Annotated in this window: 26 protein-coding genes; 13 read left to right on the top strand and 13 right to left on the bottom strand. The window is 67.9% G+C overall.

Annotation, left to right across the window (positions count from 1 at the left end):
• Positions 1 to 19: 19 nt before the first annotated feature.
• Together L1081_RS27815 and L1081_RS27810 are read right to left on the bottom strand one after the other, a co-directional pair.
• The gene (locus L1081_RS27815) at positions 20 to 586 is read right to left on the bottom strand and encodes a flavin reductase (protein WP_489417851.1); all 567 of its coding nucleotides are present in this window, start codon (positions 584 to 586) and stop codon (positions 20 to 22) included.
• Between the two features lie 49 nt (positions 587 to 635).
• The gene (locus tag L1081_RS27810; RefSeq protein ID WP_489417850.1) at positions 636 to 1739 is read right to left on the bottom strand and encodes an alpha/beta fold hydrolase; all 1104 of its coding nucleotides are present in this window, start codon (positions 1737 to 1739) and stop codon (positions 636 to 638) included.
• Between the two features lie 97 nt (positions 1740 to 1836).
• On the opposite strand from L1081_RS27810, the gene L1081_RS27805 reads away from it, so the two are divergent.
• A complete protein-coding gene (locus tag L1081_RS27805; RefSeq protein ID WP_489417849.1) occupies positions 1837 to 2751 on the top strand; it encodes a LysR substrate-binding domain-containing protein in 915 nt (304 codons plus the stop codon).
• On the opposite strand, the gene L1081_RS27800 is transcribed toward L1081_RS27805, so the two are convergent.
• Positions 2732 to 3427 (bottom strand): GntR family transcriptional regulator, encoded by a 696-nt coding sequence (locus tag L1081_RS27800; protein ID WP_319434162.1) that lies wholly within the window; start codon positions 3425 to 3427, stop codon positions 2732 to 2734. The genes L1081_RS27805 and L1081_RS27800 overlap by 20 nt on opposite strands.
• A gap of 82 nt (positions 3428 to 3509) precedes the next feature.
• Here L1081_RS27800 and araD (L1081_RS27795) point away from each other — a divergent pair, with 82 nt between their 5' ends.
• The 3 genes from araD (L1081_RS27795) to L1081_RS27785 are packed head-to-tail and all read left to right on the top strand — an operon-like array spanning position 3510 to position 7042.
• Entirely contained in the window at positions 3510 to 5237 is a 1728-nt protein-coding gene (araD, locus tag L1081_RS27795; protein WP_489417848.1) for an L-arabinonate dehydratase, read from the top strand.
• A gap of 52 nt (positions 5238 to 5289) precedes the next feature.
• Positions 5290 to 6000, top strand: coding sequence for an RraA family protein (locus L1081_RS27790; RefSeq protein ID WP_489417847.1), 711 nt, complete (start codon positions 5290 to 5292; stop codon positions 5998 to 6000).
• A gap of 46 nt (positions 6001 to 6046) precedes the next feature.
• Complete coding sequence (locus tag L1081_RS27785; RefSeq protein WP_489417846.1) at positions 6047 to 7042, top strand: tripartite tricarboxylate transporter substrate-binding protein; 996 nt, start codon at positions 6047 to 6049, stop codon at positions 7040 to 7042.
• 30 nt (positions 7043 to 7072) lie between these two features.
• Here the strand turns inward: L1081_RS27785 and L1081_RS27780 are convergent, their stop codons facing one another.
• Positions 7073 to 7981, bottom strand: a complete 909-nt coding sequence (locus tag L1081_RS27780) for a LysR substrate-binding domain-containing protein (RefSeq protein WP_489417845.1) — start codon at positions 7979 to 7981, stop codon at positions 7073 to 7075.
• 171 nt (positions 7982 to 8152) lie between these two features.
• On the opposite strand from L1081_RS27780, the gene L1081_RS27775 reads away from it, so the two are divergent.
• The gene (locus L1081_RS27775; RefSeq protein ID WP_489417844.1) at positions 8153 to 8806 is read left to right on the top strand and encodes an isochorismatase family protein; all 654 of its coding nucleotides are present in this window, start codon (positions 8153 to 8155) and stop codon (positions 8804 to 8806) included.
• A gap of 128 nt (positions 8807 to 8934) precedes the next feature.
• Here the strand turns inward: L1081_RS27775 and L1081_RS27770 are convergent, their stop codons facing one another.
• The 5 genes from L1081_RS27770 to L1081_RS27750 form a co-directional block, all read right to left on the bottom strand.
• Positions 8935 to 10440, bottom strand: a complete 1506-nt coding sequence (locus L1081_RS27770; protein WP_489417843.1) for a pre-peptidase C-terminal domain-containing protein — start codon at positions 10438 to 10440, stop codon at positions 8935 to 8937.
• Positions 10441 to 10528: 88 nt separating this feature from the next.
• Complete coding sequence (locus L1081_RS27765) at positions 10529 to 10672, bottom strand: hypothetical protein (protein WP_489417842.1); 144 nt, start codon at positions 10670 to 10672, stop codon at positions 10529 to 10531.
• Between the two features lie 34 nt (positions 10673 to 10706).
• Positions 10707 to 11966, bottom strand: coding sequence for a serine aminopeptidase domain-containing protein (locus L1081_RS27760; protein ID WP_489417841.1), 1260 nt, complete (start codon positions 11964 to 11966; stop codon positions 10707 to 10709).
• Between the two features lie 98 nt (positions 11967 to 12064).
• Positions 12065 to 13165 (bottom strand): ATP-binding cassette domain-containing protein, encoded by a 1101-nt coding sequence (locus L1081_RS27755; protein WP_489417840.1) that lies wholly within the window; start codon positions 13163 to 13165, stop codon positions 12065 to 12067.
• 34 nt (positions 13166 to 13199) lie between these two features.
• On the bottom strand, positions 13200 to 13964 hold the full coding sequence (locus L1081_RS27750; protein ID WP_489417839.1) for an FCD domain-containing protein: 765 nt from the start codon (positions 13962 to 13964) through the stop codon (positions 13200 to 13202).
• Positions 13965 to 14128: 164 nt separating this feature from the next.
• On the opposite strand from L1081_RS27750, the gene L1081_RS27745 reads away from it, so the two are divergent.
• From L1081_RS27745 to L1081_RS27710, 8 genes are all read left to right on the top strand, one after another.
• On the top strand, positions 14129 to 15496 hold the full coding sequence (locus L1081_RS27745; protein ID WP_489417838.1) for an extracellular solute-binding protein: 1368 nt from the start codon (positions 14129 to 14131) through the stop codon (positions 15494 to 15496).
• A gap of 25 nt (positions 15497 to 15521) precedes the next feature.
• On the top strand, positions 15522 to 16424 hold the full coding sequence (locus L1081_RS27740) for an ABC transporter permease subunit (RefSeq protein ID WP_489417837.1): 903 nt from the start codon (positions 15522 to 15524) through the stop codon (positions 16422 to 16424).
• Entirely contained in the window at positions 16421 to 17257 is an 837-nt protein-coding gene (locus tag L1081_RS27735; RefSeq protein WP_489417836.1) for an ABC transporter permease subunit, read from the top strand. Before L1081_RS27740 ends, L1081_RS27735 begins: the two co-directional genes overlap by 4 nt.
• A 4-nt stretch (positions 17258 to 17261) precedes the next feature.
• Positions 17262 to 18065 carry a shikimate dehydrogenase family protein gene (locus L1081_RS27730; RefSeq protein ID WP_489417835.1) on the top strand — a complete coding sequence of 268 codons (804 nt, stop codon included), beginning with the start codon at positions 17262 to 17264 and terminating at the stop codon, positions 18063 to 18065.
• A 24-nt stretch (positions 18066 to 18089) separates the two neighbouring features.
• Positions 18090 to 19073, top strand: coding sequence for a tripartite tricarboxylate transporter substrate-binding protein (locus L1081_RS27725; protein WP_489417834.1), 984 nt, complete (start codon positions 18090 to 18092; stop codon positions 19071 to 19073).
• A 20-nt stretch (positions 19074 to 19093) separates the two neighbouring features.
• On the top strand, positions 19094 to 19912 hold the full coding sequence (locus L1081_RS27720) for an aldolase/citrate lyase family protein (protein ID WP_489417833.1): 819 nt from the start codon (positions 19094 to 19096) through the stop codon (positions 19910 to 19912).
• A 26-nt stretch (positions 19913 to 19938) separates the two neighbouring features.
• Positions 19939 to 21702 carry an L-arabinonate dehydratase gene (gene araD, locus L1081_RS27715; protein ID WP_489417832.1) on the top strand — a complete coding sequence of 588 codons (1764 nt, stop codon included), beginning with the start codon at positions 19939 to 19941 and terminating at the stop codon, positions 21700 to 21702.
• A 114-nt stretch (positions 21703 to 21816) separates the two neighbouring features.
• Positions 21817 to 22596: a TSUP family transporter gene (locus tag L1081_RS27710; protein ID WP_489417831.1), complete on the top strand. Its 780-nt coding sequence runs from the start codon at positions 21817 to 21819 to the stop codon at positions 22594 to 22596.
• Between the two features lie 9 nt (positions 22597 to 22605).
• On the opposite strand, the gene L1081_RS27705 is transcribed toward L1081_RS27710, so the two are convergent.
• Genes L1081_RS27705 through L1081_RS27690 form a run of 4 tightly spaced genes read right to left on the bottom strand, consistent with a single transcriptional unit; the run spans position 22606 to position 26642 of the window.
• The gene (locus tag L1081_RS27705; RefSeq protein WP_489417830.1) at positions 22606 to 23655 is read right to left on the bottom strand and encodes a tagatose 1,6-diphosphate aldolase; all 1050 of its coding nucleotides are present in this window, start codon (positions 23653 to 23655) and stop codon (positions 22606 to 22608) included.
• Between the two features lie 7 nt (positions 23656 to 23662).
• Positions 23663 to 24580, bottom strand: a complete 918-nt coding sequence (locus tag L1081_RS27700) for a PfkB family carbohydrate kinase (protein WP_489417829.1) — start codon at positions 24578 to 24580, stop codon at positions 23663 to 23665.
• 10 nt (positions 24581 to 24590) lie between these two features.
• A complete protein-coding gene (locus L1081_RS27695) occupies positions 24591 to 25655 on the bottom strand; it encodes a sn-glycerol-3-phosphate ABC transporter ATP-binding protein UgpC (protein ID WP_489417828.1) in 1065 nt (354 codons plus the stop codon).
• A gap of 12 nt (positions 25656 to 25667) precedes the next feature.
• Complete coding sequence (locus L1081_RS27690; protein WP_489417827.1) at positions 25668 to 26642, bottom strand: alcohol dehydrogenase catalytic domain-containing protein; 975 nt, start codon at positions 26640 to 26642, stop codon at positions 25668 to 25670.
• Position 26643: the final 1 nt, after the last annotated feature.

Genomic DNA, 26643 nt, shown 5'->3' with positions numbered 1-26643 from the left:
AGGCGAGAGCCTCGGCAATTCAGAGCAGCGCGCTCCTGAACAGGGAGCGCCGGCTGAAGGGTTTGCCCGATTCGAGAAAAACGCCTTCGCCGGTGTAGTGGATCGTCTTCGGATGCCGGGGCGATTCAGCGACGTGGGCCTTCACCACCTCGAGGATGAAGAAGTCGTACTTGCCGACCAGGCTGCGGTCGTGAACGCGGCATTCGAAGCTCGCGTGGCATTCGCCGATGAGCGGCGCCTCCACGCGCTCGGCGTCGACTGCAGTGAGGCCGAAGGCTGCGAACTTGTCGATCTTGGATCCCGAGCTGTTGCCGATGCGCACGACCTCGTCGGTGAGCGGCCGTGTGGGGAGGTTGATGACGCACTCGCCGCTGCGGCGGATCATTTCGAAGCTGTGGTTCGCGCGCGCGATCACGCAGCCGACCAGCGAGGGCGTGAACTCGATCACCGTGTACCAGCCCAGCGTCATGATGTTGTTCTCCCTCTGCCAGCGGGAAGACAGGAGCACGATCGGGCCTGGCTCCAGGAACCGGCGCACCTGGGAGACAGGGAAGTCCGCCTTGGTGAAGAGCTTTTTCTTCGTCATCGCGATACCGTGTCGTCGCATCCGGAAATGCGTACGGTACCGCGAAGCATCAGCTTCCGCTCGAAGCCGTGGCGCTCGTGCCGCGGAGAAATCCTGCGAGCTCGCCCATCAACCGCTCGCGGCCGCGCTCGGGCCGGTCGAGATGCACATAGTGGGTGGCCCCGGGGATCGTGACGGTGCGGACACTCGCGGCGCGGACGGCGTCGCGCGCGAAGGCCTCGGCGTCTTCCGGGCGGCTCCAGAAGTCGTGCTCCGAGCGAACGACCAGCACGGGCGCCGTGATGAAGGAGGCGTCGAAAAGACGCCGTCCCCCCGCCTGGTAGAAGCTGTCCTCGGTGGCGCCGAGCGGCGCGCGGAAGGCGGGCGGGGTGTGGCGGCCGGATTCGGGATCGCTGCGCAGTGCAGCGTCGGCGTAGGCCCTGGCGATCTCGGGGGCGCGCCAGGCGGCCTTGTCGTCCGATGGAATCGAGCGGTCCCACGAAGGCAGCAGCGAGGCGGCGTCGTACCGCGCGTAGCCGCCTGTGGTCGGCCGCAGGCGCTCGGGATGCGCCGGGTCCGAGTTGGGCGAGCCCGGTCCGAGCGTGGGATGCGTGGACGCGCCGCCATAGAGCGTGTTGAGCGTGACCAGGCGCCCGACCCGCTCGGGCCAGAGCGATGCGTAATAGGCGGCCCACATGCCGCCCGTGGCCCAGCCGAGCAGGTTCACCTGTGCGTTCGCATGGCGGCGCGACACCTCGCGCACCACGGCATCGATGTCGCGCACCACCTCGTTCGCGCGCGACTGCGGGCGGCTTTCGCCGGGCGGCCGCTCCATTGCGGCGGGCCGGCCGGAGCCGCCATAGCCTCGCGCATCCATGACATACACGGCCGTGCCCAGGGCCGACGCCAGGTCCACGGCGAGCGAGCCATGGGGCACGTCGAGATCGAAGGATGCGATGCCCGGCACCCGGGCACCATGAATGAGAACGAGGGGCTGCGCGTTCGGACGATTTTCTTTCTTCGCGGCGACGATTTCGCGCACACGAATGGTCTGGCCGTCGAGGGTCTCGACGCGAAAGTCGGTGCGGGCCGGTGCCGCGCCTGCGGCGCCGGCCGCGCCGAGGATGAGGGCCGCCGCCTGGGCGGCCGCAAGAACAGGTTTTCGAAACAGCATTCAACTCTCCTTGCAATGGACTGCGGCCATGTTCCCGCTACCCGCGCGATATTTCCAATACCATCTTCGTGAACGAGTGATCCACCGGACGTATCGCATGATCGACCTGCGTCAATTGCGGCAGTTCGTCGCTGTCGCGGAGGAGCTGAGCTTCCGCAAGGCGGCCGAACGCCTGCACATGGCACAGCCGCCGCTGACCGCGGCGATCCGCCACATGGAGGAAGAGCTGGGAACGGTTCTTCTCGAGCGGAGCAACCGTGTCGAGCGCCTCACGCCTTCGGGACAGGTGCTGCTGGAAGAAGCCCGGCGCACCTTGCGCCAGGCGGAACGCGCGCTGCAGCTGACGCGGCGCGCCGCGGGCGGACTGGTCGGCTCACTGCGCATCAGCTTCGTCGCGAGCGCTGCGCATGGCGTGTTGCCTGCGATCCTGCGCGCGTTCTCGCATGCGCATGGCGAGGTCGATCTCGTGCTGCGCGAAGCAACCACCGCCGAGCAGCTGGCCGCGCTGCAGGACGGGCAAGCCGACATCGGCCTGGTCGTGCTGCCCTGTGCCGGGGCAGGCGATCTGGAGCTGGTCGCTCTGCGCGAAGAGGCGCTGGTCGCGGCGCTACCCGAAGGCCATTCGCTGGCTGCGCAAGCCGAGGTCGAGCTGCCGGATCTGGCGCAGGAGCCGTGGATCCTCTTTCCGAGGAGCGCGGGACCGGGCCTGCACGACCGCATCGTGACGGCCTGCCGAAGCGCCGGGTTCGTGCCGCGCGTGGCGCAGGAAGCCATCCAGATGGAGACCATTGCGGCGCTGGTGGCCGGCGGCGTCGGTGTTGCGCTGGTCGCGCCGGCCCTCGCGGCAGCGGGACGCACCGGCGTGGCGTTCCGTCCGCTTGCCGGCAAGGGAACGCCGGTGAGCTATCAGCTTGCGCTGGCCTTCCCGAGGCGCACGCCGCTGGTCGATGCGTTCGTGGCGGTGGCCAGCGGTGCGAAGCTCCCGGTGCGCTTCAGCTCCCGCCCGCAATGAAGTCCGGATGACGCGCGCAGATCTCCGGCAGCGAGCTCAGCGTGCCGGAGAGGTGCTCGCGCAGCGCCTTCTGCGCCGCAGCGCCGTCGTGCCTGGCAATGGCGCGCACGATGGCGCGGTGATCGCGCAGGATTGCCTCGGTCTTGCCGGCCGTGGGCAGGTGCAGGCGGCGCAGGCGGTCCACGTGGCCCGAGACGCGGGACACCATGTCCCACAGGCTCGGCACGCCCGCGGCTTCATACATCAGGTGATGGAACTTGCGGTCGGCGCCGACGAAGTCGCCGTACTGCCGCGCGGCCGCCAGCGTGGCCTGCAGCGCGACCTGGGCCTGCAGCTGGGCCACGAGTTCGGGCGGCGCCTCTTCGGCCAGCTGGTGCACGATCTCGAGTTCGATCGAGCGGCGCAGGAAGTGCGCCTGCCTCGCGGCGTCCACGTCGATGCGGCTCACCAGCGTGGCGTGCTGCGGGAACACATCCACCAGGCCTTCCTCGGCAAGGCGCAGCAGGGCCTCGCGCACCGGCGTCTGGCTCACGCCGAAGCGGTCGGCCAGCTCCTGGCGGACCAGCACGGTGCCGGGCACGAGTTCGAGGGAGAGGATGGCATCGCGCAGCTTTTCGAGCACCTGGGGCGCTGCAAGGCGTGTGCGGTCGAGTCGGATCCGGGGGAGGGCTGTCATTCGCTTGAATTTTCGCTTTGACCGAGTGATATATTAGTGTTTTAATGTAGTGGATCCCACAAAGAATGCCGGTCCGCCTCCGATGCCACGTTCCTACGACACCCTGCGCAGCGCCCGCTGGTTCGCGCCCGACGACTTCCGCTCCTTCGGCCATCGCTCGCGGGTGATGCAGATGGGCTATGCGCCCGCCGACTGGGTGGGCAAGCCGATCATCGCCATCGTCAACACCTGGAGCGACGCCAACCAGTGCCATTCGCACTTCAAGCAGCGTGTGGACGACGTCAAGCGCGGCATCTTCCAGGCGGGCGGCTTTCCGCTCGAGCTGCCGGCCATCTCGCTGTCCGAGAGCATGGTCAAGCCGACCACCATGCTCTACCGCAACTTCCTGGCGATGGAGACGGAAGAGCTGCTGCGCAGCCATCCGGTGGACGGCGCGGTGCTGATGGGCGGCTGCGACAAGACCACGCCGGGCCTCACGATGGGCGCACTGAGCATGGGGCTGCCGTTCATCTATTTGCCGGCTGGCCCGATGCTGCGCGGCAACTGGCGCGGGCAGGTGCTGGGCTCGGGCTCGGACGCCTTCAAGTACTGGGACCAGCGCCGCGCCGGCCAGCTGAGCGACCAGGCCTGGCAGGAGATGGAAGCGGGCATCGCGCGCAGCCATGGCACCTGCATGACCATGGGCACCGCCGCCACCATGATGGGCATTGCCGAGGCCGTGGGCTTCACGCTGCCGGGCGCATCGAGCATTCCGGCGGCCGACGCCAACCACGTGCGCATGAGCGCCGAATGCGGACGCCGCATCGTCGAGATGGTGTGGGACGACCTCACGCCCGCCAGCATGCTCACGCGCGCCAACTTCGAGAACGGCATCGCCTGCGCGATGGCCATGGGATGCAGCACCAACGCCATCGTCCACCTGATTGCCATGTCGCGCCGCGCCGGCCATCCGGTCACGCTGGACGACTTCGACGCGGCGAGCCGCCGCGTGCCGGTGGTTGCCAACATCCGCCCGAGCGGCGACACCTACCTGATGGAAGATTTCTTCTATGCGGGCGGCCTGCCCGCGATGCTCGAGCGCATCCGCGGCCACCTGAAGACCGAGGCGCGCACGGTCAACGGCCGCACGCTCGGCCAGAACATCGAGGGCGCCGAAGTGTTCAACGACGACGTCATCCGCCCGCTCGCCAACCCCATCTATGCCGAAGGCGCGCTGGCCGTGCTGCGCGGCAACCTCGCGCCCGACGGCGTGGTGATCAAGCCCAGCGCCTGCGCGCCGCACCTGCTGCAGCACACCGGGCGCGCGCTGGTGTTCGACGACTACCCGGCGCTCAAGAAGGCGGTGGACGATCCCGCGCTCGACGTGACCGGCGACGACATCCTGGTGCTGCGCAATGCCGGCCCCAAGGGCGCCGGCATGCCCGAGTGGGGCATGCTGCCGATCCCGACCAAGCTGCTCAAGCAGGGCGTGAAGGACATGCTGCGCCTGTCGGACGCGCGCATGAGCGGCACCAGCTACGGCGGCTGCCTGCTGCACTGCTCGCCCGAGGCGGCCGTGGGCGGGCCGTTGGCATTGGTGCGCACGGGCGACCGCATCACGGTGGACGTGCCCGCGCGCACGATCCATCTCGAGGTGAGCGACGAAGAGCTGGCCCTGCGCAAGGCGGCCTGGACGCCGCCGCCTGCGCGCTACGAACGCGGCTACGGCTGGATGTTCGGCCGCCACATCCTGCAGGCCAACGAGGGCTGCGACTTCGACTTCCTCGAAACCGCGTTCGGCCGCCCGGTGCCCGAGCCGGACATCTTCTGAAGACCGCTTCCCCCTTCAACGACCAAGCCAACAGCCAACGGAGACCGACGACGTGAATCCCCCAACCCGCGAGAAGCTGATGAAGGTCAGCACCGCCACCCTGTGCACGGCGCTGTTCAAGCGCGGACTGCGCAACCAGTTCATCCAGGACGTGCATCCGCTCGACCCGAGTCTGCCCAACATGGTCGGCGAGGCCTTCACGCTGCGCTACATGCCGGCGCGCGAGGACCTGAATCCGATCACCGTGTTCAACGACCGCAACCATCCGCAGCGCCAGGCCGTGGAGCAGTGCCCGGTGGGCGCGGTGCTGCTGATGGACAGCCGCAAGGACGCGCGCGCCGCCTCGGCCGGCGGCATCCTGGTGAGCCGGCTCATGAAGCGCGGCGTGGCCGGCGTGGTCACCGACGGCGGCTTTCGCGACAGCCCCGACATCGCGAAGCTCGGCTTTCCCGCCTACCACCAGCGCCCGAGCGCGCCCACCAACCTGACCTTGCACCAGGCGATCGACATCAACGTGCCGATCGGCTGCGGCGACGTGGCCGTGTGGCCCGGCGACGTGGTGGTGGGCGATGCCGAAGGCGTCATCGTGATTCCGGCGGCCATGGCTGACGAGGTGGCGGCCGAGGCCACCGAGATGACCGTCTTCGAGGACTTCGTGCAGGAGAAGGTGCTCGAGGGCCGCTCCATCCTCGGCCTCTATCCGCCGACCGACGAGCAAAGCCGCACCGAGTTCGCGGCCTGGCGCGAGGCCCGCGGGCGCTGACGCCGGCTTTTTTCCGACGACGACCAACGACAACAGAGACAACACCATGCCCTTCATTCCACGCGCCGCGGGCCTTCTGTTCGCCGCACTCGCCTCCGCACTTGCATTGGCACCGGCCTCGGTCCTCGCGCAGGCCGAATGGCCCGCCGCCAAGACCATCACCTACGTCGTGCCCTTCACGGCCGGCGGCTCCACCGACATCGTGGGCCGCATCCTCTCGAACAAGCTGCAGGAGAGCCTTCACCAGTCGGTGGTGGTGGACAACAAGCCGGGGCAGGCCGGCGGCATCGGCGCGGCCTACGTGGCCAAGGCCGCGCCCGATGGCTACACGCTGTTCGGCGGCACCATCAGCACGCACGCCATCAACGCCAGCCTCTACAAGAAGCTGCCCTACGACCCCCTGAAGGACTTCGAGCCCGTGTCGCTGGTCGGGCGGCTGCCCAACGTGCTGATCGTCAACAGCCAGCTCGGCGTGAACTCGGTGGCCGAGCTGATCGCGCTGCTCAAGAAGGACGAGTCCAAGCGCACCTTCGCGTCCTCCGGCGCCGGCACCTCGACGCACCTGGCGGGCGAGATGTTCGCCGACATGATCGGCGTGAAGCTCACGCACGTGCCGTACAAGGGCACGCCGCCGGCCATGACCGACGTCGCGTCGGGCCTGGTGCCCTTCATGTTCGACCAGGTGACGGCCGCGCTGCCGCTCGTCAAGAGCGGCCGGCTCAAGCTGCTGGCCGTGACCACCGGCAAGCGCATCGCGCTGGTGCCCGAACTGCCGACCATGATCGAGTCGGGCGTGGCGGGCTTCGAGATGTCGTCGTGGCAGGCGGTGTATGCGCCCAAGGGCACGCCCAAGCCGATCGTGCAGCGCTTGAATGCCGAAATCGTCAAGGCGCTGAAGCAGCCCGATGTGCAGGCCAAGCTCTCGGGCCAGCTGGCGATGGAGATCGTCGGCAGCACGCCCGAGGAACTGCGCGACCACATGGCGCGCGAGATCCCGCGCTGGGCCGAGCTGGTGAAGAAGTCGGGTGCGACCGCGGACTGAATTCCCCGGCGTCCTGCCGGTGCGGGCCGCTCAGCGCGAGCGCGGCAGCAGCGCCGGCACCAGCGTGCGGTTCATCCGCTCGCGCCACCAGCGCAGCGCCTGACCCTGGGCATTGGTCTTCCATGCGAGCCAGAAGGCTTCGGGCGGCCGCGGCTCCTCGGTCGGCAGTTCCACCAGCGTGCCGCGCCTGAGCTCGTCCGCGATGCAGGCGCGCGGCAGGAAGCCATGGCCCAGTCCGGCCACCTGGCAGGCGATCTTCGCGGCCATCGACGGCACGGTGATGCGCGGCTGGCCCGCGAGCAGGCCTACCGTGCGGTCAGACAGCGTGCGCGCGCTGTCGCCCACCACGATGGCGTTGCACTCCAGCAGGTCGCCGCGCTGCAGCGGCCGGCCCAGGCGCGTGAGCGGATGCGTGGGCGCCACGCAGAACGCGAACTCCAGGCTGCCCACCATCACGGCCTGGTAGCCGCCGCCGGCCGGGCCTTCGCCCGCGGCAATGACGATGTCGGCGCGGCCCTCGCGCAGCGCCTCCCAGGTGCCCGTGAGCGCCTCGCAGCCCACGCGCAGCCGGGTGCCGCAGCGCAGGTCCTCGAAGGCGCGGATGTCGCCGATGAGCGCCTCGGTGGGAATGAGCGAGTCGTGCACCAGCCGCAGCTCCGACTCGTAGCCGGTGGCGATCTGCCGCATGCGCGATTCGAGGTCGCTCGCGGCGCTGAGCAGCCAGCGGCCTTCCTTGAGCATTTCCTCGCCGGCGCCGGTGAGCGTCACGCGCGGGCCGTTGCGCTCGAACAGCAGCATGCCCAGTTGCTCCTCCAGCTTGCCCACCGCATACGAGATGGTGGAGGGCACCTTGTTCAGACGCGCGGCGGCGGCGGCGAAGGAGCCGTGGCGCGCAATGGCGTCGACGACCTCGATGGCTTCCAGGCTGAGCTTGAGCACGTGGCAATTTCCGGTGGAAAGCAGTGATCGAAAACTTCGATCGTTGCTTGTAAAAAGTTTCGTCGATGACGCATGACCAGGGCCCGATGATTCAGTCCATGCCAAGGAGATTTTCTCCGAAAGCAATTGTGAATCGAATCGAACATCCACTCAACCCCGAAGGAACTTTTCATGTCCATCCAAGCCACCCCCGCCGCCGGCGCCAAGCTGCTCACTCCCACCGACCACACGCTGGTGATGATCGACTTCCAGTCGCAGATGGCCTTTGCCACGCACTCCATCGATGCGGTGAACCTGCGCAACAACGCCGCTCTGGTGGCGCAGGCCGCGGCCGGCTTCAAGGTGCCCACCATCCTGACCACGGTGGCCGAGAAGAGTTTCTCGGGCCCGATGTTCAGCGAGATCACCGACGCCTTCCCGGGCCAGAAGATGCTCGACCGCACCTCGATGAACACCTGGGAAGACGCCGCCGTGATCGAGCGCGTGAACGAGATCGGCAAGAAGCGCATCGTGCTCGCGGGCCTGTGGACCGGCGTGTGCATCGTGGGCCCGGCGCTGTCGGCCATCGACCAGGGCTTCGAGGTGTATGTGATCGCCGACGCCTGCGGCGACGTCTCGGCCGAGGCGCACAACCGTGCGATGGACCGCATGGTGCAGGCCGGCGCGCAGCCGATGACCTCGCTGCAATACCTTCTCGAGCTGCAGCGCGACTGGGCCCGCTCGGACACCTACGAAATGACCACCGGCATTGCCAAGAAATTCGGTGGTGCTTATGGTCTGGGCGTGACCTACGCCAAGACCATGTTCGGCGCGCACGAAGGCTGAGCAAGAGACTAAAAAAAAGAAGGAAGGCGGCCATGAAGCGCCGTGTCGTTTCCTTGCCGCGGCGAAGCGGTCGGGCTGGCGGGAGGACGAGTTCACGGAGGCGAACGCCTGGCGTGTCCAGGCGAGCCTCAGTCGTAGCTGGCGGTCAGGCCGACCGACGAGTACGCGCTGCGCCCGTGGATCGCGATGTAGAAGTCACCCGGCAGGGGGTTGCTGATCGCGATGGCTTCGTTGCTGCCGTTGACGTAGGGGCGATAGTCCCAGGCCGTCAGCGACGGGAGTGCGCCGAGGCGGATGTACATGTCGCCATCACCACCGCCGACGGGGCCGGCCATGTTGATGTTCAGCTGCGCGACGCCGGGAGGGACCGTGATCCTGTAATAGCTCCAGCTATCGGTGCCGCCAGCCAGGCCTTGGACGGCCTGGTTGTTCAGGAGCTGCACAAGGGGCGGCCGGGTGTCCATCTTGAAGGAGCGCACCATGACGTCCCATCCGGTCTCGACAGAGGTGCTGACCCATGTCACTGCAAAATTTCCCACCGGATCCATTGCCAGCAGCGGGTTGGCTCCAAATTGGGGTTGCGGCGGGTCGACTCGCAATTCATCGGTAATCGGAGTTCCATCGCTGCGAAATTGTCTGGCAGCCAACGTAGAGCTTTGGGGGCCGCCGACAACGCCGCTCGATGCAATCCATGAAACGACAAAATCTCCATTCTCTGCAACTCCCGGATTCGGCCCGGGTTCGCCTTCGTGGATGCGTTGGTTGACTCGCACCAATTCGGTGGGGTTGCCATTCGCGTCATAGGGCCGGGCGTAGATGTTCCAGGTGTAGTTGTCATCCTGGGAAGCGCTCCAGGTGATGACGGATTTTCCGCCGGGGTCCATGGCAATACGGCCGCCTGAACTGTAGATCGATCGGATGGCGCTGACGACAAGTGCCGGAGTCAGCGCAACCCCTGCGCGGCTGAAGCGCTGGATCATGATGTTGGATTGGTTTGCCGTCGGACCGGGCCTGGTCGCAAATGACAATGCGATGTTTCCAGCGTCGTCCGTGGCAATCGAACTGGGGCCGGAGAGTTTGTCCGGGGCATCCGATGCAACGATGACTTCAGGACCGATGGGAATTCCGCTGGTATTGAATCGCCTGATTGCGATCGTCCGAGGTGCGCCTTCCGAGGCCGAGCGCGAATAGGCTGCAGTGATATTGCCATCCGTATCCATGCTGGCGACTGTGCTCGATGAATCCGGAGTTGTTTGAAAGCTGGAGAGCAGATTTCCGTTTCTGTCATAAGCCATGACTCTTCCAGGGTGGCTTCCGAAGACGAAGTTGCCGGCGCGATCAACCGAAAAATTCGCATACGCCGGAGGTGCCTGGATCTGGTGCCTTGTCAGAAAGGGCGTTCCTGAGGACCTTATTCTTTGAGCGTAGGTGGCATTTGCTGCGGCGTCGAACCAGATCAGAAGTTTTTCTCCGTTCGATCCTGCGGAGAAGTAGATCGGACGCTGATTGCCCGCAGTGGCGGTATTCACCATGATGGGCTCGCCGAGCGGCGCGGCCTGCCCCAGAGGAGCAGCGGCAAGTCCCGACAGGCAGCCCAATGACATCAAAAGTCGTCGCAGCAAGGCATGAGGCATGGATTCCTTCTTTCCCCGGTTGGCATCAGAGTGCTCTCTTCGATCCGCAGGACATGATGTCGGGGTCGATGAAGTTGTCAACGTAGAGTTAAGTTGCCATCGGCTCTGCGTGAGTCCTTTCAGCAGCGGTAATGCCAACGATGTTCTCGTTGAGTTCATCAAGGTCCTCAGCGGGGATCCAGCATTCCGTGTGGTGATCGCCGCCTACCTTCTGGATCTCGTAGCGATCCATGGTCCGTTCGGTCGATAAAGGACAACGGTTTCGCTCATCTGAGTGGACTTCCTGAAAGGGCATTCGCCGGATGGAGCCGTTGAAGAAAGGGATCTACGACGGGTTCCCAAAGGCCAGTCAGGGACAGGACGTGGTGGCCGTCCTGCCCCGGCAATGTTTCGAGTACATGGAACCGACCCTGACCACCGGCAGCTTCGAACGCGTGAAAGTTCTCGCGGCTATGGGCAACGCTGTAGAACAGATCGTTCTCCGCATACAGCCATACGGTCGGTCCGGAAAATGTTGCTCCCCTCCTGGCGATTGCTTGATTGATCATCTCGGATGCGGGTCCGTGCTCATCGACCCAGCCGCCCACGAAATTGAGGACCCCGCCAAAAAGCTCCGGCCGTGCGCCAGCACATGCCAACGCAAGAAAGGCTCCTCGGGAGTGGCCACCGATGAGCAGGTGTTCACTGTCCACGTCAGCCCTAGAAAGCAAGTGCTCGACGATGCACGCCACGTCTGCCAGCGCGTGCTCGAAACCCGCAAGAGCATATCGGGGGTCATCGGAGTACCGCGACCTATCCGGTTCGAAACCCTCGTCGTAAAGGCCGCTGGACTTCCCGCGCCCGCGCCGCTGTGGGAAAACGACCATCCAGCCCCGATCGTTGAAATACTTCGCCAGTGCCGGGCTGGTCACCGTGCTGGCAAACAGCGACGGATCGCTTCCACTACCGGTCGAACCGTGATTGAACACGAGCGTCGGAAAAGGACCTCGTCCGGCCGGTTTGAACGTCACCATCTCGAGCATGACTTGCTCGCCACGCTCGAACAATGCGGTGGGTACGCGCTCGCTGATGCGTCGTTGCTCGTCGGCACTCTGCCGGGACAAGACTCCAGCGATCCAGCGGCCGTCCGGCTCGTGCCACAGAAGCTCGACGACATCTGTATTTCTCATTCGGAATCGGATGTCTGCACCATTCGCCAAGCGGCCTAGAACTTCACTCCCGCGAATTCGAGCAAGCACGCGTTCGCTAGAAGCACCCTGGGCATCGGACGCTCGCGCGCACACGATCGTGGCCGCCTGCAATGAGAGGCTCTCGACGATGAGCTTGATGTCGTGGCGGCGGCCTTGGCCAGCCCATCCTGACCATTCCCCGGACCAAGCGGAGACCGAAGCCGGAAGATCGTTCGATGGGGTCAGAACGGCCAGGTCTGCTGGCGCGGCAGCAGCCACCGTGCTCTCCGATGCCTCCGGCTCCAAGGCACTCATGAATTCGGGCCAGGCTGCTGCGTTCTCTCGTTCGTCGGTCATGCGTCATTGTCAGCCAGGCTCGAGCAATGGAGCGGTCGCGATCGATTGTGGGGCTTGTACTTCCGCAACCAGCCGCGCCCCGCACTCACCCGAAACCTTCAAGCCGCGAGCCGCCGCTCCTCGCTGCCCACGGCCATACCGTCGCCATCGAAGAAATGAAGCGAGGCCGGCGCGATGGCCAGGCGCAGGATGCCCGAGAGATCCGTCGCGGCATCGGGCGCCATGAGCACCAGTTCACCCAGCGACGAGCGCAGATAGCAGTAGGCGCGGTCGCCCAGCTGCTCGACCGCCAGCGTCTCGCAGCCCTGGAGTTCGAGCAGCACTTCGCCGGGCGCAGGTTCGCCGATGCGTGCCTGCTCGGCGCGAAAGCCCAGCGTGGTGGGCTGGCCAGGCACGTGGCGCGGCAACTGCACGCGGGCATCGCCGAGCCGCAGCAGCGTGCCGTTCGCGTCGGCTTGCGCGGCATCGATCTTGAAGAAGTTCATGCGCGGCGTGCCGATGAAGCCCGCCACGAACAGGTTGGCGGGCGAGCGGTACAGCGCGAGCGGGGAGCCCACCTGCTCGATGCGGCCCTTGCGCAGCACCACGATCTGGTCGGCCAGCGTCATGGCCTCGGTCTGGTCGTGCGTCACGTAGACGGCGGTGGCCTTCAGCGTGCGCTGCATGCGCGCGATCTCCAGGCGCAGCTTCACGCGCAGTTCGAGGTCGAGGTTCGACAGCGGCTCGTCGTAGAGGAACACCTCGGGCTTGCGGATCATCGCGCGGCCCATCGCCACGCGCTGGCGCTGGCCGCCCGAGAGCTGGCGCGGATAGCGCTCCAGCAGCGGCGTGAGTTCGAGCTTGTGCGCGATCTCGTCCACGCTGCGTTCCTGCTCGGCGGCCGTGGCCTTGGCCATGCGCAAGGGAAAGGCGAGGTTCTGCCGCACCGTCTTGTGCGGATAGAGCGCGTAGTTCTGGAACACCAGCGCGCAGCCGCGCTCGGCGGGCGGCACGTCGTTCACCACGCGGCCGCCGACCAGCACCTGGCCGCCGCTCGGCGTCTCCAGCCCCGCGATCATGCGCAGCAAGGTCGACTTGCCGCAGCCCGAAGGCCCGAGCAGCACCGTGACCTGGCCGTCGGGCATGGTGAGATCGATGCCGGGGATCACCTCGACGTCGCCGAAGCGCTTGCTGATGGATTGGAGCTGGATCTCTGCCATGGTGGTGGATTGCCGATAAGGAGGGAAAGGGTCTTCAGGCCGGCGGCGTGGCGCCTGACCTGGCGACCCCGCGCTGGATGTTCGATTCGGTGAGGCCGAGCAGCTCTTCCATGGCCTTGCGCGCCGCGGCCGGCTTGCGGGCCCAGATCTGGTCGAGCACCGCGCGGTGCATCGGCAGGCTCTTGCGCGGCGCGCCCGGCTGGCGCGTCGACAGCTCGAAGGACATGCGCAGCGCCGCCTCGATGGTGGCGCCGAAGGCCACCAGGAACGGATTGCCGGTGGCGCTGAGGATGGCCTGGTGAAAGCTCAGGTCCGGCCCGGCATAGGCCACCGGGTCCATGCCCGCGGCATCCATCAGGCGGTACGCGCGCTCGATCGCGGCAATGGCCGCATCGGGCGCCGAGGCCGCCGCAATCTCGCAGGCGGCCGGCTCGACGATGCGCCGCAGCTGCATCAGGTGCTGCGCCATCTGCGCGCGGTCGTGGCCCGACCAGGTCCAGCGCAGCACGTCCTCGTCGAGCATGTTCCATTGCATGCGCGGCAGCACCCGCGTGCCGGCCTTCTGCCGCGACGCCAGCAGGCCCTTGGCTTTCAGCCGTGTCAGCGCCTCGCGCACGGAGGTGCGGGCCACGCCCAGCTGCTCGGCCAGCTCGACCTCGGTCGGCAGCGTCGATTCGTCATCCCATTCGCCGCCGATCACGCGCCGCGCGAGCGCCTCCGTCACGGCCAGCGGACCGCGCCGGACAGGCGCGTCCGCGGCGGTGGGTTTCTTCGGAATTTTTATTTTATGGTCTGACATATTTATCGATGTGATGAGCTTATATGGGCTGATGTCGTACGGAATTCCGGGTTTTCCATGATCGGTAAGATCTTATTTGTCTGTCATATTCTCTTCCACGAGCAAGTTGAACATGCCAGCCGCCACCGTTGCGCCGCGTGATTCTGATCGAAAGAGAGACAAGCATGAGCCTCCTGCAAACCCCCGCTGTCGACACGCAGCGCCGCCAGTTGATCAAGGCCGCGGCCGCCACGGCGGTGGTCGGCGCCGGCAGCGCGCTGGCCTTTCCCGCCATCGCGCAGGCCAAGCCTTTTGCCGGCCTCAAGCTGCGCGGCGCGGCGTACCAGCACGGCTTCTTCAACATCCTGCGCAAGTACATCCCGGAGTTCGAGCAGCAGACCGGCATGACGGTCGACCTGCAGCTGTCGGCCTTCCCGGTCTACAACCAGCAGGCGGACCTGGAACTGTCCTCGGGCGGGAGCGCCTGGGATTTCTGCAACGTCACCTTCATCCTTGCCGCGCGCTGGGTCGCGGCCGGCCTGCTCGCCAACCTGAGCGACTTCACGTCCGACCGCAAGCTCACGCCCGCCAGCTGGAACCCGGACGACTTCGTCAAGGGCGCGCAGCTGCCGTACCTCGACAAGGCCGGCAAGGCCTACGGCTTTGCATGGGAGGGCGGCGCGATGCTCATGGGCATGAGCCGCACCGACCTGATGAAGAAGCGCGGGGTCGAGGCACCGCAGACCTTCGACGAGCTGATGAAGGTCTGCGAGGCGGTGCACGGGCAGGACGGCGTCACGGGCTTCGTGAGCTCCAACCTGCACCACTGGTTCCTGCCGCCCTACATCCACGGCTTCGGCGGCGACCTGTTCGCGAATCCGCCGACCGACATCAAGCCCACGCTCGACTCGGCCGCCGCGGTGCAGGCCACGGCCTTCTATTCGACGCTGCTGTCCAAATACAGCCCGCAGGGCGTGCTCGGCTACACCGAGGACCAGGCGCGCGCCGCGCTGATCGGCGGCCGGTCGAACATCTTCATCCATTCGAGCTCCTGGGTCACGGCGATGCTGAGCTCGCCGGAGAGCAAGGTGAAGGACACCGCGCGCGTGGTGCGCATGCCGGCCGGCCCGAAGGGCGACTTTCCCGCCGCCAACAGCCAGGGCCTCGGCATTCCTAGGAACGCGAAGAACAAGGAAGCGGCCTGGGAGTTCATCAAGTGGGCACTGAGCCCCGAGCTCACCGCGCGCATCGTGAAGGACACCGGGCATCCGTCGATCTGCCGGCGCTCGGTGATCGAAAGCGCCGAGTACAAGCGCATCAACACCATCAACGGGCAGGACATCGGCAAGCTCTATCTCGAAGTGCTCGAGCAGCCCGGCAAGACGCGCAACTACATGGCGTATCGCACGGTCAAGGAGTTTCCGCTGGTGGGCGACGTGCTGAACAAGGCCGTGGAGCGCGTGGTCTCGGGCCAGGCGCCGGCCGCCGATGCCATGAAGACCGCGCAGGAGGCCGCGCTCGGCAGCCTGCGGCGCGCCGGAGCCAAGGTATGAGCGCAGCAGTGCCAAGGGTGCACCAGTGAGCGCGAGAGAAGCGTCCTACGAGGCGCAGCGCCGACGCTTCGTGCGCATGGCTATGGCGCCGAGCCTGCTGTTCCTGCTGGTGGTGGCGGGGCTGCCCACCGTCTTCCTGCTGGTCACGAGCCTGACGCCCGGGGCGCTGGTGAACCCGGGCTCGCTGGGTGACTTCTCGGAGCCGCTGCGCAACTACAGGCTGCTGGGCAGCGACGAGCGCTTCGTCGGCTCGCTGGGCGTGCAGGCGCGGCTCTCGGTCTACACGGTCGTGCTGCAGGTGCTGCTGGGCACGGGGCTGGCGCTGCTCGTGCATTCGGGGCAGGAGCGCTGGAAATCGCTGCGCCACCTGTTCGTGATTCCGATGGTGCTGCCGCCGATCGTCGTCGCGGTGATCTGGAAGCTGATCTACACGCCCGACATCAGCCCGATCTACCAGGCCGCCCGCATGCTGGGCGTGACGCTGCCGGCGCTCACCACGCACGTCGACTTCGCGCTGTGGTCCATCGTCATCGCCGACACCTGGGAGTGGGCACCGTTCACCTTCCTGATGGTGCTGGCCGCCTTGCAGACGCTGCCGGCCGAATACGTCGAGGCCGCGCGCATGGACGGCGCCGACGCCTGGCGCGTGTTCGGCCATATCGTGCTGCCCTACATCGCGCCGGTGCTGCTGGTGTGCACGCTGTTCCGCCTGATCGACAGCATCAAGGCCTTTCCGCTGATCTTCCTGTTGACCGGCGGTGGCCCGGGATCGGTGACGGAGGTGACCAACTACTACGCCTACCTGGTGGCCTTCAACTTCGGCGAGCTCGGCTATTCGAGCGCCATCACCGTCGTGCTGCTCGCGGCCACCGTGCTGATCAGCTGGGGCGCGATGCGCGTGAGCCGCCATGCCGGAGGTGCCGAATGAGCAACGGTCGATTGAGTTCGCTGCGCCGGCGCTGGCCGCTCGCGCGCTGGGCCGTGCCGCTCGTGCTGTTCGCGATGCTGCTGCCGTTCCTGTGGCTGCTGCAGATGTCGTTCAAGCCGACGCCGCTGATCCTCGAGTTTCCGCCGCGGGTCTTCTTCATGCCCACGCTGGAGCACTACGTGGGGCTCTGGCAGGCCGGCTTTCCGGAGTCTTTCGTCAACAGCCTGGTCACGAGCATCGTGTCGACGCTGCTCGCGCTGGTGTTCGGCATTCCCGCGGCCTACGCGCTGTCGCGCTGGACCGGACGCGGGCGCTTCGGCCTCGGCCTGGGCATCCTGCTTACGCGCATGGCGCCGCCGATCGCCTTCACGATCCCGTTCTTCCTGGCGTACCGCTACCTCGGCCTGCTCGACACCCGCACCGGCCTGATCCTCATCTACATGACCTTTAACCTGCCGCTGGTGATCTGGATGATGCAGCCCTTCTTCGACGCGGTGCCGGCTTCGCTCGAAGAGGCGGCGCTGATGGACGGCGCGGGCTACGCCACCGTATTCATGGAGATCGTGATGCCGGTGGCGGCCGCGGGCATCGCGGCCACCGCGATCCTGTGCTTTCTCTACGCCTGGAACGACTTCTTCTTCGCGCTCATTCTCACGCGCACCGACGCGCGCACCGCGCCGGTCGCGGTGGTCAACTTCATGAACTACGAGGGCTGGGAGTGGGGCAAGATCGCCGCCGGCGGCTCGCTGGTGATGGCGCCCGTGCTGGTGTTCTCGATGCTGGTGCGGCGCTACCTGGTCAGCGGCCTCACGGCCGGCGCGGTGAAGGGCTGAGGCGATGGTCCCCGCGAACCTCAGCGGCGCAACGCGCCTCGTGCCGATCCTCGCGCACCCGGTGGACCACGTGCGCGCGCCGCGCATCTACAACCCGGCCTTCGCAGCTGCCGGCCTCGACTGGTGCCTGGTGCCGATGGGCGTGCACCCCGGCGACTTCGCGGCCACCGTGGCGCAGCTCGCGCGCGTGGACAACCTGCAGGGCCTGAACCTCACGATCCCGCACAAGGCCGCGGCGCATGCGCTGTGCGCGCGGCTCGGGCCCGAGGCGCGGCGCACCGGCGTGGTCAACACCATGCGCATCGATGCCGATGGCCAATGGTCGGGCGAGAGCTTCGACGGCGTGGGCTTTGTCGACGCCGCATGCGCACACGGCGTGCTGAGCACCGATCGGCCGGTGGTGCTGGTGGGCGCGGGCGGTGCGGGCACCGCCATCGCCTTCGCGCTGGCCGCGGCCGGCGTGCGTGAGCTGCACATCGTCAACCGCGAAGCTGAGCGCGCGGAGCAGCTGTGCGCCGAGCTGCGCAAGGCCTACCCCGGCATCGATGCCGACACGCGCGCCGACAGCCTGGGGCGTGCCGGCCTCGCCATCAACGCCACCTCGCTCGGCCTGCACGCGGGCGACCCGATGCCCTTCGACCCGGCGCAGCTGCCGGCCGGTGCGGCGCTGTTCGACATCATCGCCGCGCGCGATACCGAGCTCATGGCCGCATGCACCGCGCGCGGGCTGCGGGTGGTCGGCGGCAAACCCATGATCGACCACCAGGTCGCCGCGCAGATCGCGTTCTGGCGCGGCGGCGCCGCATGAACAACACTTGATCCAGGAGACCTCATGAAAAAATTCGCAAGGGCCGCCATGGCCCTGTCGGCCATGGCGCTCGCCGCCGCACCCGCGCTGGCGCAGCCCAAGGCCGACTATCCGCACAAGCCCATCGTGCTCGTCGTGCCGCAGCCCGCGGGCGGCGCGGCCGACCAGTTCGCGCGGCCCTTCGGCCAGGCGCTGGCGCAGCGGCTGGGCCAGCCGGTGGTCATCGACAACCGGCCCGGCGCCAACGGCAACATCGCGGCCGCCTACGTGGCGCGCAACCAGCCGGCCGATGGCTACACCATCTTCTTCGGCTCGGTCAGCACGCTGGCCGTGAACCCGCACCTCTACAAGGCCACGGGCTTCGACGCGCTGAAGGACTTCCAGCCGATCACGCTCACCAACCAGACGCCCAACGTGCTCGTGGTGGGCGCGGGCACGCCCTACAAGAGCGTGGCCGACGTGGTGGCGGCCGCCAGGAAGGAGCCCGGCACGCTGAGCTTCGGCTCGGCCGGCAACGGCAACACCATGCACCTCACGGGGCTGCAGTTCGAGGCGAAGACCGGCACCCGGCTGATCCACGTGCCCTACAAGGGCGGGCCCGCCGCGCTGAACGACGTGATGGGCGGGCAGATCCCGATGATGTTCCACAACCTCTCGGCCGTGCTGGGCCAGGAGAAAGGCGGCCGGGTGCGCGTGCTGGCCGTGGCCGACACGCAGCGCTCCAGGCTGCTGCCCAACGTGCCGACCATGGCCGAGGCCGGCGCGCCCGGCGTGGTGCAGCTTGCATGGAGCGGCATGCTGGTGCGCAGCGGCACGCCCGCGCCGGTGGTCGAGCGGCTGCACAAGGAGATGGTTGCGATCCTCAAGGAGCCTGCGTTCCGCAAGCCGCTGGAAGAGCAGGGCTTCGATGTACTCTCATCGACGCCACAGGCGTTCGCCGAGCGCCTGAAGGCCGACCACGCCTCGATGGGCGAGGTCATCAAGGCCGGCAACGTGAAGATCGATTGAACCACGCAAGGACCGAACCCATGCCCTCACGCAACACCTTCAAGCACGCCCTCGCGGCGAAGATCCCGCAGATCGGCCTCTGGTCGACGCTGCCCGACCCCTATGTCTCCGAGCTGCTCGCGGGCGCCGGCTTCGACTGGATGCTGCTCGACGCCGAGCATACGCCCGGCGATCCGACCACCATGCTGCGCCAGCTGCAGGCGGTGCAGGCCGAGCGCGAGCGGCCCACCTCGGCCGTGGTGCGTCCGCCGTGGAACGACCCGGTGCTGATCAAGCAGTACCTGGACATCGGCGCGCAGACGCTGCTGCTGCCCTTCGTACAGAACCGCGCCGAGGCCGAGGCCGCCGTGGCCGCCACGCGCTATCCGCCGAACGGCATCCGCGGCATGGGCGGCACGGTGCGCGCCACGCGCTTCGGGCGCGACACCAAATACGTGGCCGAGGCCTCCGGCGAGATCTGCGTGCTGGTGCAGGTGGAGACCGTCGAAGCGCTTGAACATCTCGAGGACATCGCGAACGTCGACGGTGTGGACGGCGTCTTCATCGGCCCCGGCGACCTGTCGGCCAGCATGGGCGTGGCCGGCCAGGTCAACCACCCCACGGTGCGCGCCGCCATCGACCGCGCCATCGCGCGCATCCTCGCCTGCGGCAAGGCGCCCGGCATCCTCATGAACGACGAGCCGCGCGCGCGGGAGCTGCTCGACCTTGGCGCGCTCTTCGTGGCGGTGGCCAACGACCAGCTGCTGCTGCGCAAGAGCGCCGACGACATCGCGGCGCGCTTCAAGCAGCGCGGCGCACCCGCCGCGCCCGCTTCGGCGCCGGCCCCCGCCACCTATTGAACCCAGAGATCCAGAGAACGCACCGCATGTCCACCGAAGCCGCCCGCCCCAAGACCCTGCAGGAACTGCGCAGCCAGCGCTGGTTCGCGAGCGACGACATCCGCGGCTTCGCGCACCGCCAGCGCATGCAGCAGCAGGGGCTCGCGCGCGAGGAGTTCATGGGCCGGCCGGTCATCGGCATCGTCAACACCTGGAGCGAGCTCTCGCCCTGCCACGCGCACCTGCGCGCGCGTGCCGAGGCCGTCAAGCGCGGCGTGCTGCAGGCCGGCGGCTATCCGCTCGAGCTGCCCGCGCTGAGCCTGGGCGAAGTGATGGTCAAGCCCACGACCATGATCTACCGCAACCTGCTCGCCATCGAATGCGAGGAGCTGCTGCGCAGCCTGCCGATCGACGGCGTGGTGCTGATGGGCGGCTGCGACAAGACCACGCCCGGGCTGATCATGGGCGCGCTGTCGATGGACATTCCCGCCATCTTCCTGCCCGCCGGTCCGATGATGAACGACCGCTACAAGGGCCAGGCCGTGGGCGCGGGCACGCACACCAAGAAGTTCTGGGCCGAGCGCACCATCGGCAACATCGGCGAGGCCGAATGGATCCGCCTCGAAGCGCGCATGACGCGCACGCCCGGCACCTGCAACACCATGGGCACGGCCAGCACCATGACCGCCATCGCCGAAGCCATGGGCCTGTCGCTGCCGGGGGCGATGAGCATCCCGGCCGTCGACTCCGAGCACAGTCGAATGGCGTGGCGCTGCGGCGAGCGCATCGTCTCGATGGTGTGGGAAGACCTGAAGCCCTCGCGCATCGTCACCAAGGCCTCGTTCCTCAACGCCGTGGCCGCCTACATGGCGCTCGGCGGCTCGACCAATGCGGCCGTGCACCTGCCCGCGATGGCGGGGCGTGCGGGCATCGAGCTGAACATCGACGAGCTCGACGCGGTCGCGCGGCGCGTGCCCGTCATCGCCAACCTCTATCCGTCGGGCGAAAAGCTGATGGAAGACTTCCACTACGCCGGCGGCCTGCCGGCGGTGCTCAACAGGATCGCGGCGCACCTGGACCTGTCGGCGCGCACCGTCACGGGCCGCACGCTCGGCGAGGACATCGCGGGCTGGCCGTCGGAGGACGACGGCACCATCCTCGACCCCGCCGCACCACTCAGGCAGGGCACGCCCGAGTGCCCCGAGGCCGGCATTGCGCTGGCCGTGCTGCGCGGCAACCTGTGCCCCGACGGCGCGGTCATCAAGCCTTCGGCCGCCACGCCCGAGCTGCTGCGCCACACCGGCCGCGCGCTGGTATTCGACTCGAACGCCGAGATGCTCGCGGCCATGGCCGACGAAGAACTCGACTGCGATGCATCGACCGTGCTGGTGCTGCGCAATGGCGGCCCGGTCGGCGGACCCGGCATGCCCGAGTGGGGCAACCTGCCGATCCCGAAGAAGCTGCTGCGGCAGGGCGTGCGCGACATGCTGCGCATCTCCGATTCGCGCATGAGCGGCACGCACTACGGCACCTGCGTGCTGCATGTGTCGCCGGAGTCGGCCATCGGCGGTCCGCTCGCGCTGCTGAAGACCGGCGACACGATCTGTCTCGACATCGGCGAGCGCCGCCTCGACATGCTGGTGCCCGACGAGGAGCTGGCCGAGCGCCGCAAACAGTGGACGCCGCCCGCACAGGCCTACGCGCGCGGCTACACGAGGATCTTCCAGCACGAAGTGACGCAGGCGCATCTGGGCTGCGACTTCGCGAGCCTGGCCGGCAACGCGCCGACGCCCGAGCCGCCGATCTACTGAAAAAGCCTCCGCGCCTTGCGCGCGGCGCACCGGAATCGGCACACCCGCCGTTCGGGGACAATACGGCCCGCGACATTCGGGCCCGACGCGGCCTCTCGACGATTTTCATTTCCGGTGCAAGCGATTCTTTCCGAAGCCGGCCCCGTGCTGGTCTTCATGGCCTGCGTGGCGCTGGCCACTTACGCGCAGAACCTCACGGGGTTCGCATTCAGCCTCATCCTGCTCGGCCTGGTGTCGGTGTTCCACGTCGCCAGCGTCAGCGACACGGCCAACGCCGCCACGGTGCTGAGCCTGATCAATGCATGGACCTATTTCCGCGCACGGCCCGGCGTGGTGCCGTGGCGGCTGATGAAGCCGGCGCTCAACGGCAGTACGGTGGGCGTGATCGCGGGGCTCATGCTGCTCACCTGGCTCAGCGGCGGCGCGGTGAACTGGCTGCGGGGCCTGCTGGGCGTGTCGATCCTGGGCTGCGCGCTGCTGCTGGTGCTGCAGGGCAGGCCGCAGCCCGCGGTGTCGGGCCGCACGAGCTTTGCCGTCATCGGCGGGCTGTCGGGCGTGCTGGGCGGGCTGTTCTCCAGCTCGGGGCCGCCCATCGTCTTCCACATGTACCGCCAGCCGCTGGAGCGCGAACTGGTGCGCCGCGCGCTGCTGCTGATGTTCGCGTTCAATTCGCTGGTGCGGCTCGTGATCGTGCTGCCCACGGGGCACTTCTCGTGGCGCGCGGCGCTGCTCGCCGCCTGCGCGATGCCGGTGGTCTACGGCGTGACGCGGCTGCACCATCGGCTGCCGAACAAGCTGCAGCCGCGCACCCTCAAATGGCTGGTGGGCGGCCTGCTGGCCGCGGCGGGCTCGACGCTGGTCGCGAGCGCGTGGCTTGCGATCGCGCAGGGCTGATGCCTGGGCTCAGGCATAGGCCGCGCAGAGTTCGCCTTCGGCCGTCATGGCATCGAAGGCGCTGTAGTCGGCCTGCCAGGCGTTGCCCGCGCGCAGCGTGAGCGCTTCGAGCTGTGCGAGCGTGGCACTGCCTTCGCGGCGCAGCTGCTCGGCGCAGCGTTCGAGATCGGGAAAGTGCTGCAGCGCCTGCCACCACACCGCGCGGCCCGCCAGGAAGCCGTGGGCGCCGGCTGCGTAGGCGTATTCCATCACGCGCAGGAACTGCGGCGGCGTCACGCCGGCCGACAGCATCACCCAGGGAATGTTCGCCCCCTCGCAGATCGCGCCCATCTGGTCGAACCAGGCCTGCGCGGCCTGTGGCGCGGCGCTGCCGTCGCGTGCCGGCAGCGTGGCGCCGGGCAGCGGGCTCTCGAGCTTGAAGAGATCGACGCCGTACTTCGGCTTGGCGAACTCGCGCACGCTCTCGATCACCAGCTCGGGCATCTTCTCGGGCGACTCGATGTAGTCGACCGTGTGGCGTTCGCTCCTGGGGAACGGATAGACCAGCAGTTCGAGCACCAGCGGAATATCCCACTGGCGGCATTCCTCGCCGATCTTCTGCACATAGGCTTGCTGGTGCGCGAGCACCTCGGGCTCGGCGTCAGGACGGTACCAGGCCAGCACCTTCACGCCGTCGCCGCCGGCGCGCTTGATCTTTTCCACGCTCCAGTCTTCGATCGAGTGCGAGAGCCGGCCGCCCGGGGTGTCGCGGAAGCGGTGGTCCTCGAGCGTGACCACCAGGCCGGTGTGCGCGGGCAGCTTCTGCAGCGCCGCGGGGAAGGCGTAGTTCGGGTCGAACAGCATGGCGCTGGCGTGCGCACCGAGCGTGTCGACCAGCGTGCGCTTGACGGCCACCATGTCGGCAAAGCTCACGTCGGCGGGTGCGATGCCGCGCCTGGCGCCGATCAGCTGCGCGATCGGCGGGCGCTGGTCGAGCGCGACCATGGTGAAGTGGCCCTGGGGCGTGGCCATGCGGCGCAGGCCCCATTTCTTGCCGAGGTGGAGGGGGGGCGTTGTCATGAGGGGATCACTCCTTGATGGAATCGACGAGGGACATCGCGGTGGCGAAGTCGGGCACCCCGGCGCGTCCGCCGGGTCGTGTGCACTTGATGGCCGCCACCGCGGCGGAAAACTGGAAGGCGCGGGGCACGGGCCAGCCGGCGCCGAGCGCGAAGGCCAGCGCACCGTGAAAGACGTCGCCGGCGCCGGTGGTGTCGACGGGTTCCACCGCGAAGGCGGGCAGGGCGTGCAGCCCTTGGGCATCGGCCCAGCGCAGGCCGCGCTCGCCGAGCGTGACGGCCGCGAGGCGGCAGCCGCGCGAGAGTGCGAAATGCAACTGCTCCTCGACCGTGCGCGCGCCGGTGGCATAGCCTGCAAGGCCGGGCTCGGAGAACACGGCGTGGTCGGTGTGCGGCAGCAGCATGTCGAAGACGGCGGCATCGGCCACGTCACCGTCGAGCACGGTGGGCAGGCCGCGTGCGCGCGCCGCGCCGAAGAGCGCGAGCGCGCCTTCGGGCCAGCGTGGATCGGCCAGCACCGCGTCGGTCGCGGCCAGTGCGTCGAGCGGCAGCCAGGCCGGATCGGCCGGCAGGCCAGCGCCGCGAAAATTCACGATCATGCGTTCGCCGCGCGCATCGACCACGATGCCGGAGAGCGACGAGCGTGCGCCCTCGAACAGCCTGAAGCGCGACACGTCCACGCCCAGCGCGGCGAGCTGCGCCTTCATCTCGTGGCCCGCACTGTCCAAGCCGGCGCGGCCCCAGAACTGTACCGATGCGCCGAGCTTCGCGGCCGCCGCGGCGGCATTCGCCGCCATGCCGCCGCCGCCCTCGCGCACATCGTTCGCGCGGGTCTTGCCGCCGCCCTGCGGCAGGGTGTCGACCTGCCAGGTGATGTCGAGCGCGGACAGGCCCAGGCAGATCACGCGCGGGGCGGGGCGTTCCACGGGACTCACCTCAGCACCTCAGCACCGCACCGTCGTTCTTGTCGAACAGGTGGCACTTGTCCATGTCGAAATCCAGCGTGATGGTGTCGCGCGGGCGCACCTGCAGCTCGGGCGCCACGCGCGCCACGTGGCGCTGGCCGGCGCGGTCGAAGTACACCAGCGTGTCGGAGCCCAGCGGCTCGACCGCGCTGACCTGCACGCGCAGGCCCGGTGCGTTGCCGGGCAGCACCCGCATGTGCTCGGGCCGCACGCCCAGCACGGCAGGGCCGGCCACACCGCCGCAGCGCGGCGGCATCGGGAACAGCACGCCCTCGTCCATGCGCACGTTGGTGCCTTCGGCGTTCACGTCGAAGAAATTCATCGTCGGCGAGCCGATGAAGCCAGCCACGAACTGGTTCGCGGGCGACTTGTAGACCTCTTCGGGCGTGCCGAACTGCTGCACCACACCGGCCTTCAGCACCACGATGCGGTCGGCCATGGTCATGGCCTCGACCTGGTCGTGGGTGACGAAGACCATGGTGGTCTTGAGCTGCTGCGACAGCGCCTTGATCTCGGTGCGCACCTCACCGCGCAGCTTGGCGTCGAGGTTCGACAGCGGCTCGTCGAACAGGAACACCTTCGGATTGCGCACCATCGCGCGGCCCATGGCCACGCGCTGGCGCTGGCCGCCCGACAGCGCCTTGGGCTTGCGGTCGAGGTACGGCTCGATGCGCAGCATGCCGGCCGCGCGGTCGACGCGGCGCGCGATCTCGTCCTTGGGCGTGTTGCGCATCTCCAGGCCGAAGCCCATGTTGTCGCGCACCGTCATGTGCGGGTAGAGCGCGTAGTCCTGGAACACCATGGCGATGTCGCGCTGGGCCGGTGCCACGTCGTTCACGCGCCTGTCGCCGATGTAGAGCTCGCCGCCGTCGATGGGTTCGAGCCCGGCAATGATGCGCAGCAAGGTCGACTTGCCGCAGCCCGAGGGGCCGACGAAGACGACGAACTCCTCGTCGCGGATCTCCAGGTCGAGCGAGGGAATCACGGCCACGTCGCCGAAGCGCTTGACCAGGCCGTTCATGCGGATGGCTGCCATGCCGGTGCGTCCTCAGGCAAACGCCAGCAGCGGCTTGACCAGCTCGCCCGCCACGAAGCGGCCGAACATCTCGGGCAGCCGGTCGAGGCCGAACTGCGCATCCACCAGCTTGCGGTAGCGCGCCTTCTCGCCGCGCAGCAGTTCCACGTTGAGCGCGAAGTCGCTTTTCGGGAAATAGAAGGTGCGCACCATGTAGAAGTCCTTGCGGCGGATGGCCTTGTTCTCCTGCACCGGCCAGGGCTTGTCGCTCTCGCCGATGAGGATGAGCACGCCGCGCGGCAGCACGATCTCCATGCCCAGACTGCGCGCGGCATGCGCGCCGCTGCACTCCACGATGAGCTTGAAGCGCTTGCTCGCGTCGCCCACCGGATGCCGCCGGGCGCCGAACGATTCGGCCAGCTGCAGCCGCTCTTCCTTCAGGTCGGACACGTACACGTCGGTGTAGCCCATGTTCTGCAGGGCGATCAGCGCGCCAATGCCCACCGGGCCCGCGCCCGTCACGAGCACCGCTCCCGTGGTTTCAGGCGGCACCAGTGGCTTCACGAAGCGGATGCCGTGCGCGGCGGTGCCGATGGTGTCCAGCAGCAGGGGCGCAAGCTCGTCCTCGATGTCGTCGGGCACGGGCAGCAGGCACTGCTCGGGCACCGCGAGGTACTCGGCATAGCCGCCCGGCCGGTTCCAGCCGACCAGCACCGATTCGTTCAGGCACATCTGCGTGTCGCCCGCGCGGCACGCGTCGCAATGGCCGCAGTGCACCGGGATGTAGACCAGGCAGCGCCTGCTGTCGAGCGCATGGCCCGGCTGCTGCACCACGCCGAAGATCTCGTGGCCCGGCGTGAAGCTGGCGCCGCTGAACCACAGCTTGGTGTCCGAGCCGCACAGCGCGGTGCGCCGCACGCGCAGCAGCACCTCTCCGGCAGCCGGCTCGGGCATCGGCGCCTCGCCGATGGTGATGCGCCTGTCGCCATGAAAAATCGCAGCTTGCATG

It is taken from the genome of Variovorax sp. MSC1_012 (assembly GCF_023667525.1).
GTDB lineage: Bacteria > Pseudomonadota > Gammaproteobacteria > Burkholderiales > Burkholderiaceae_C > Variovorax > Variovorax beijingensis_B.
Note: the sequence above shows the minus strand (reverse complement) of the source record. Positions and strands in the feature narration are given on the sequence as shown.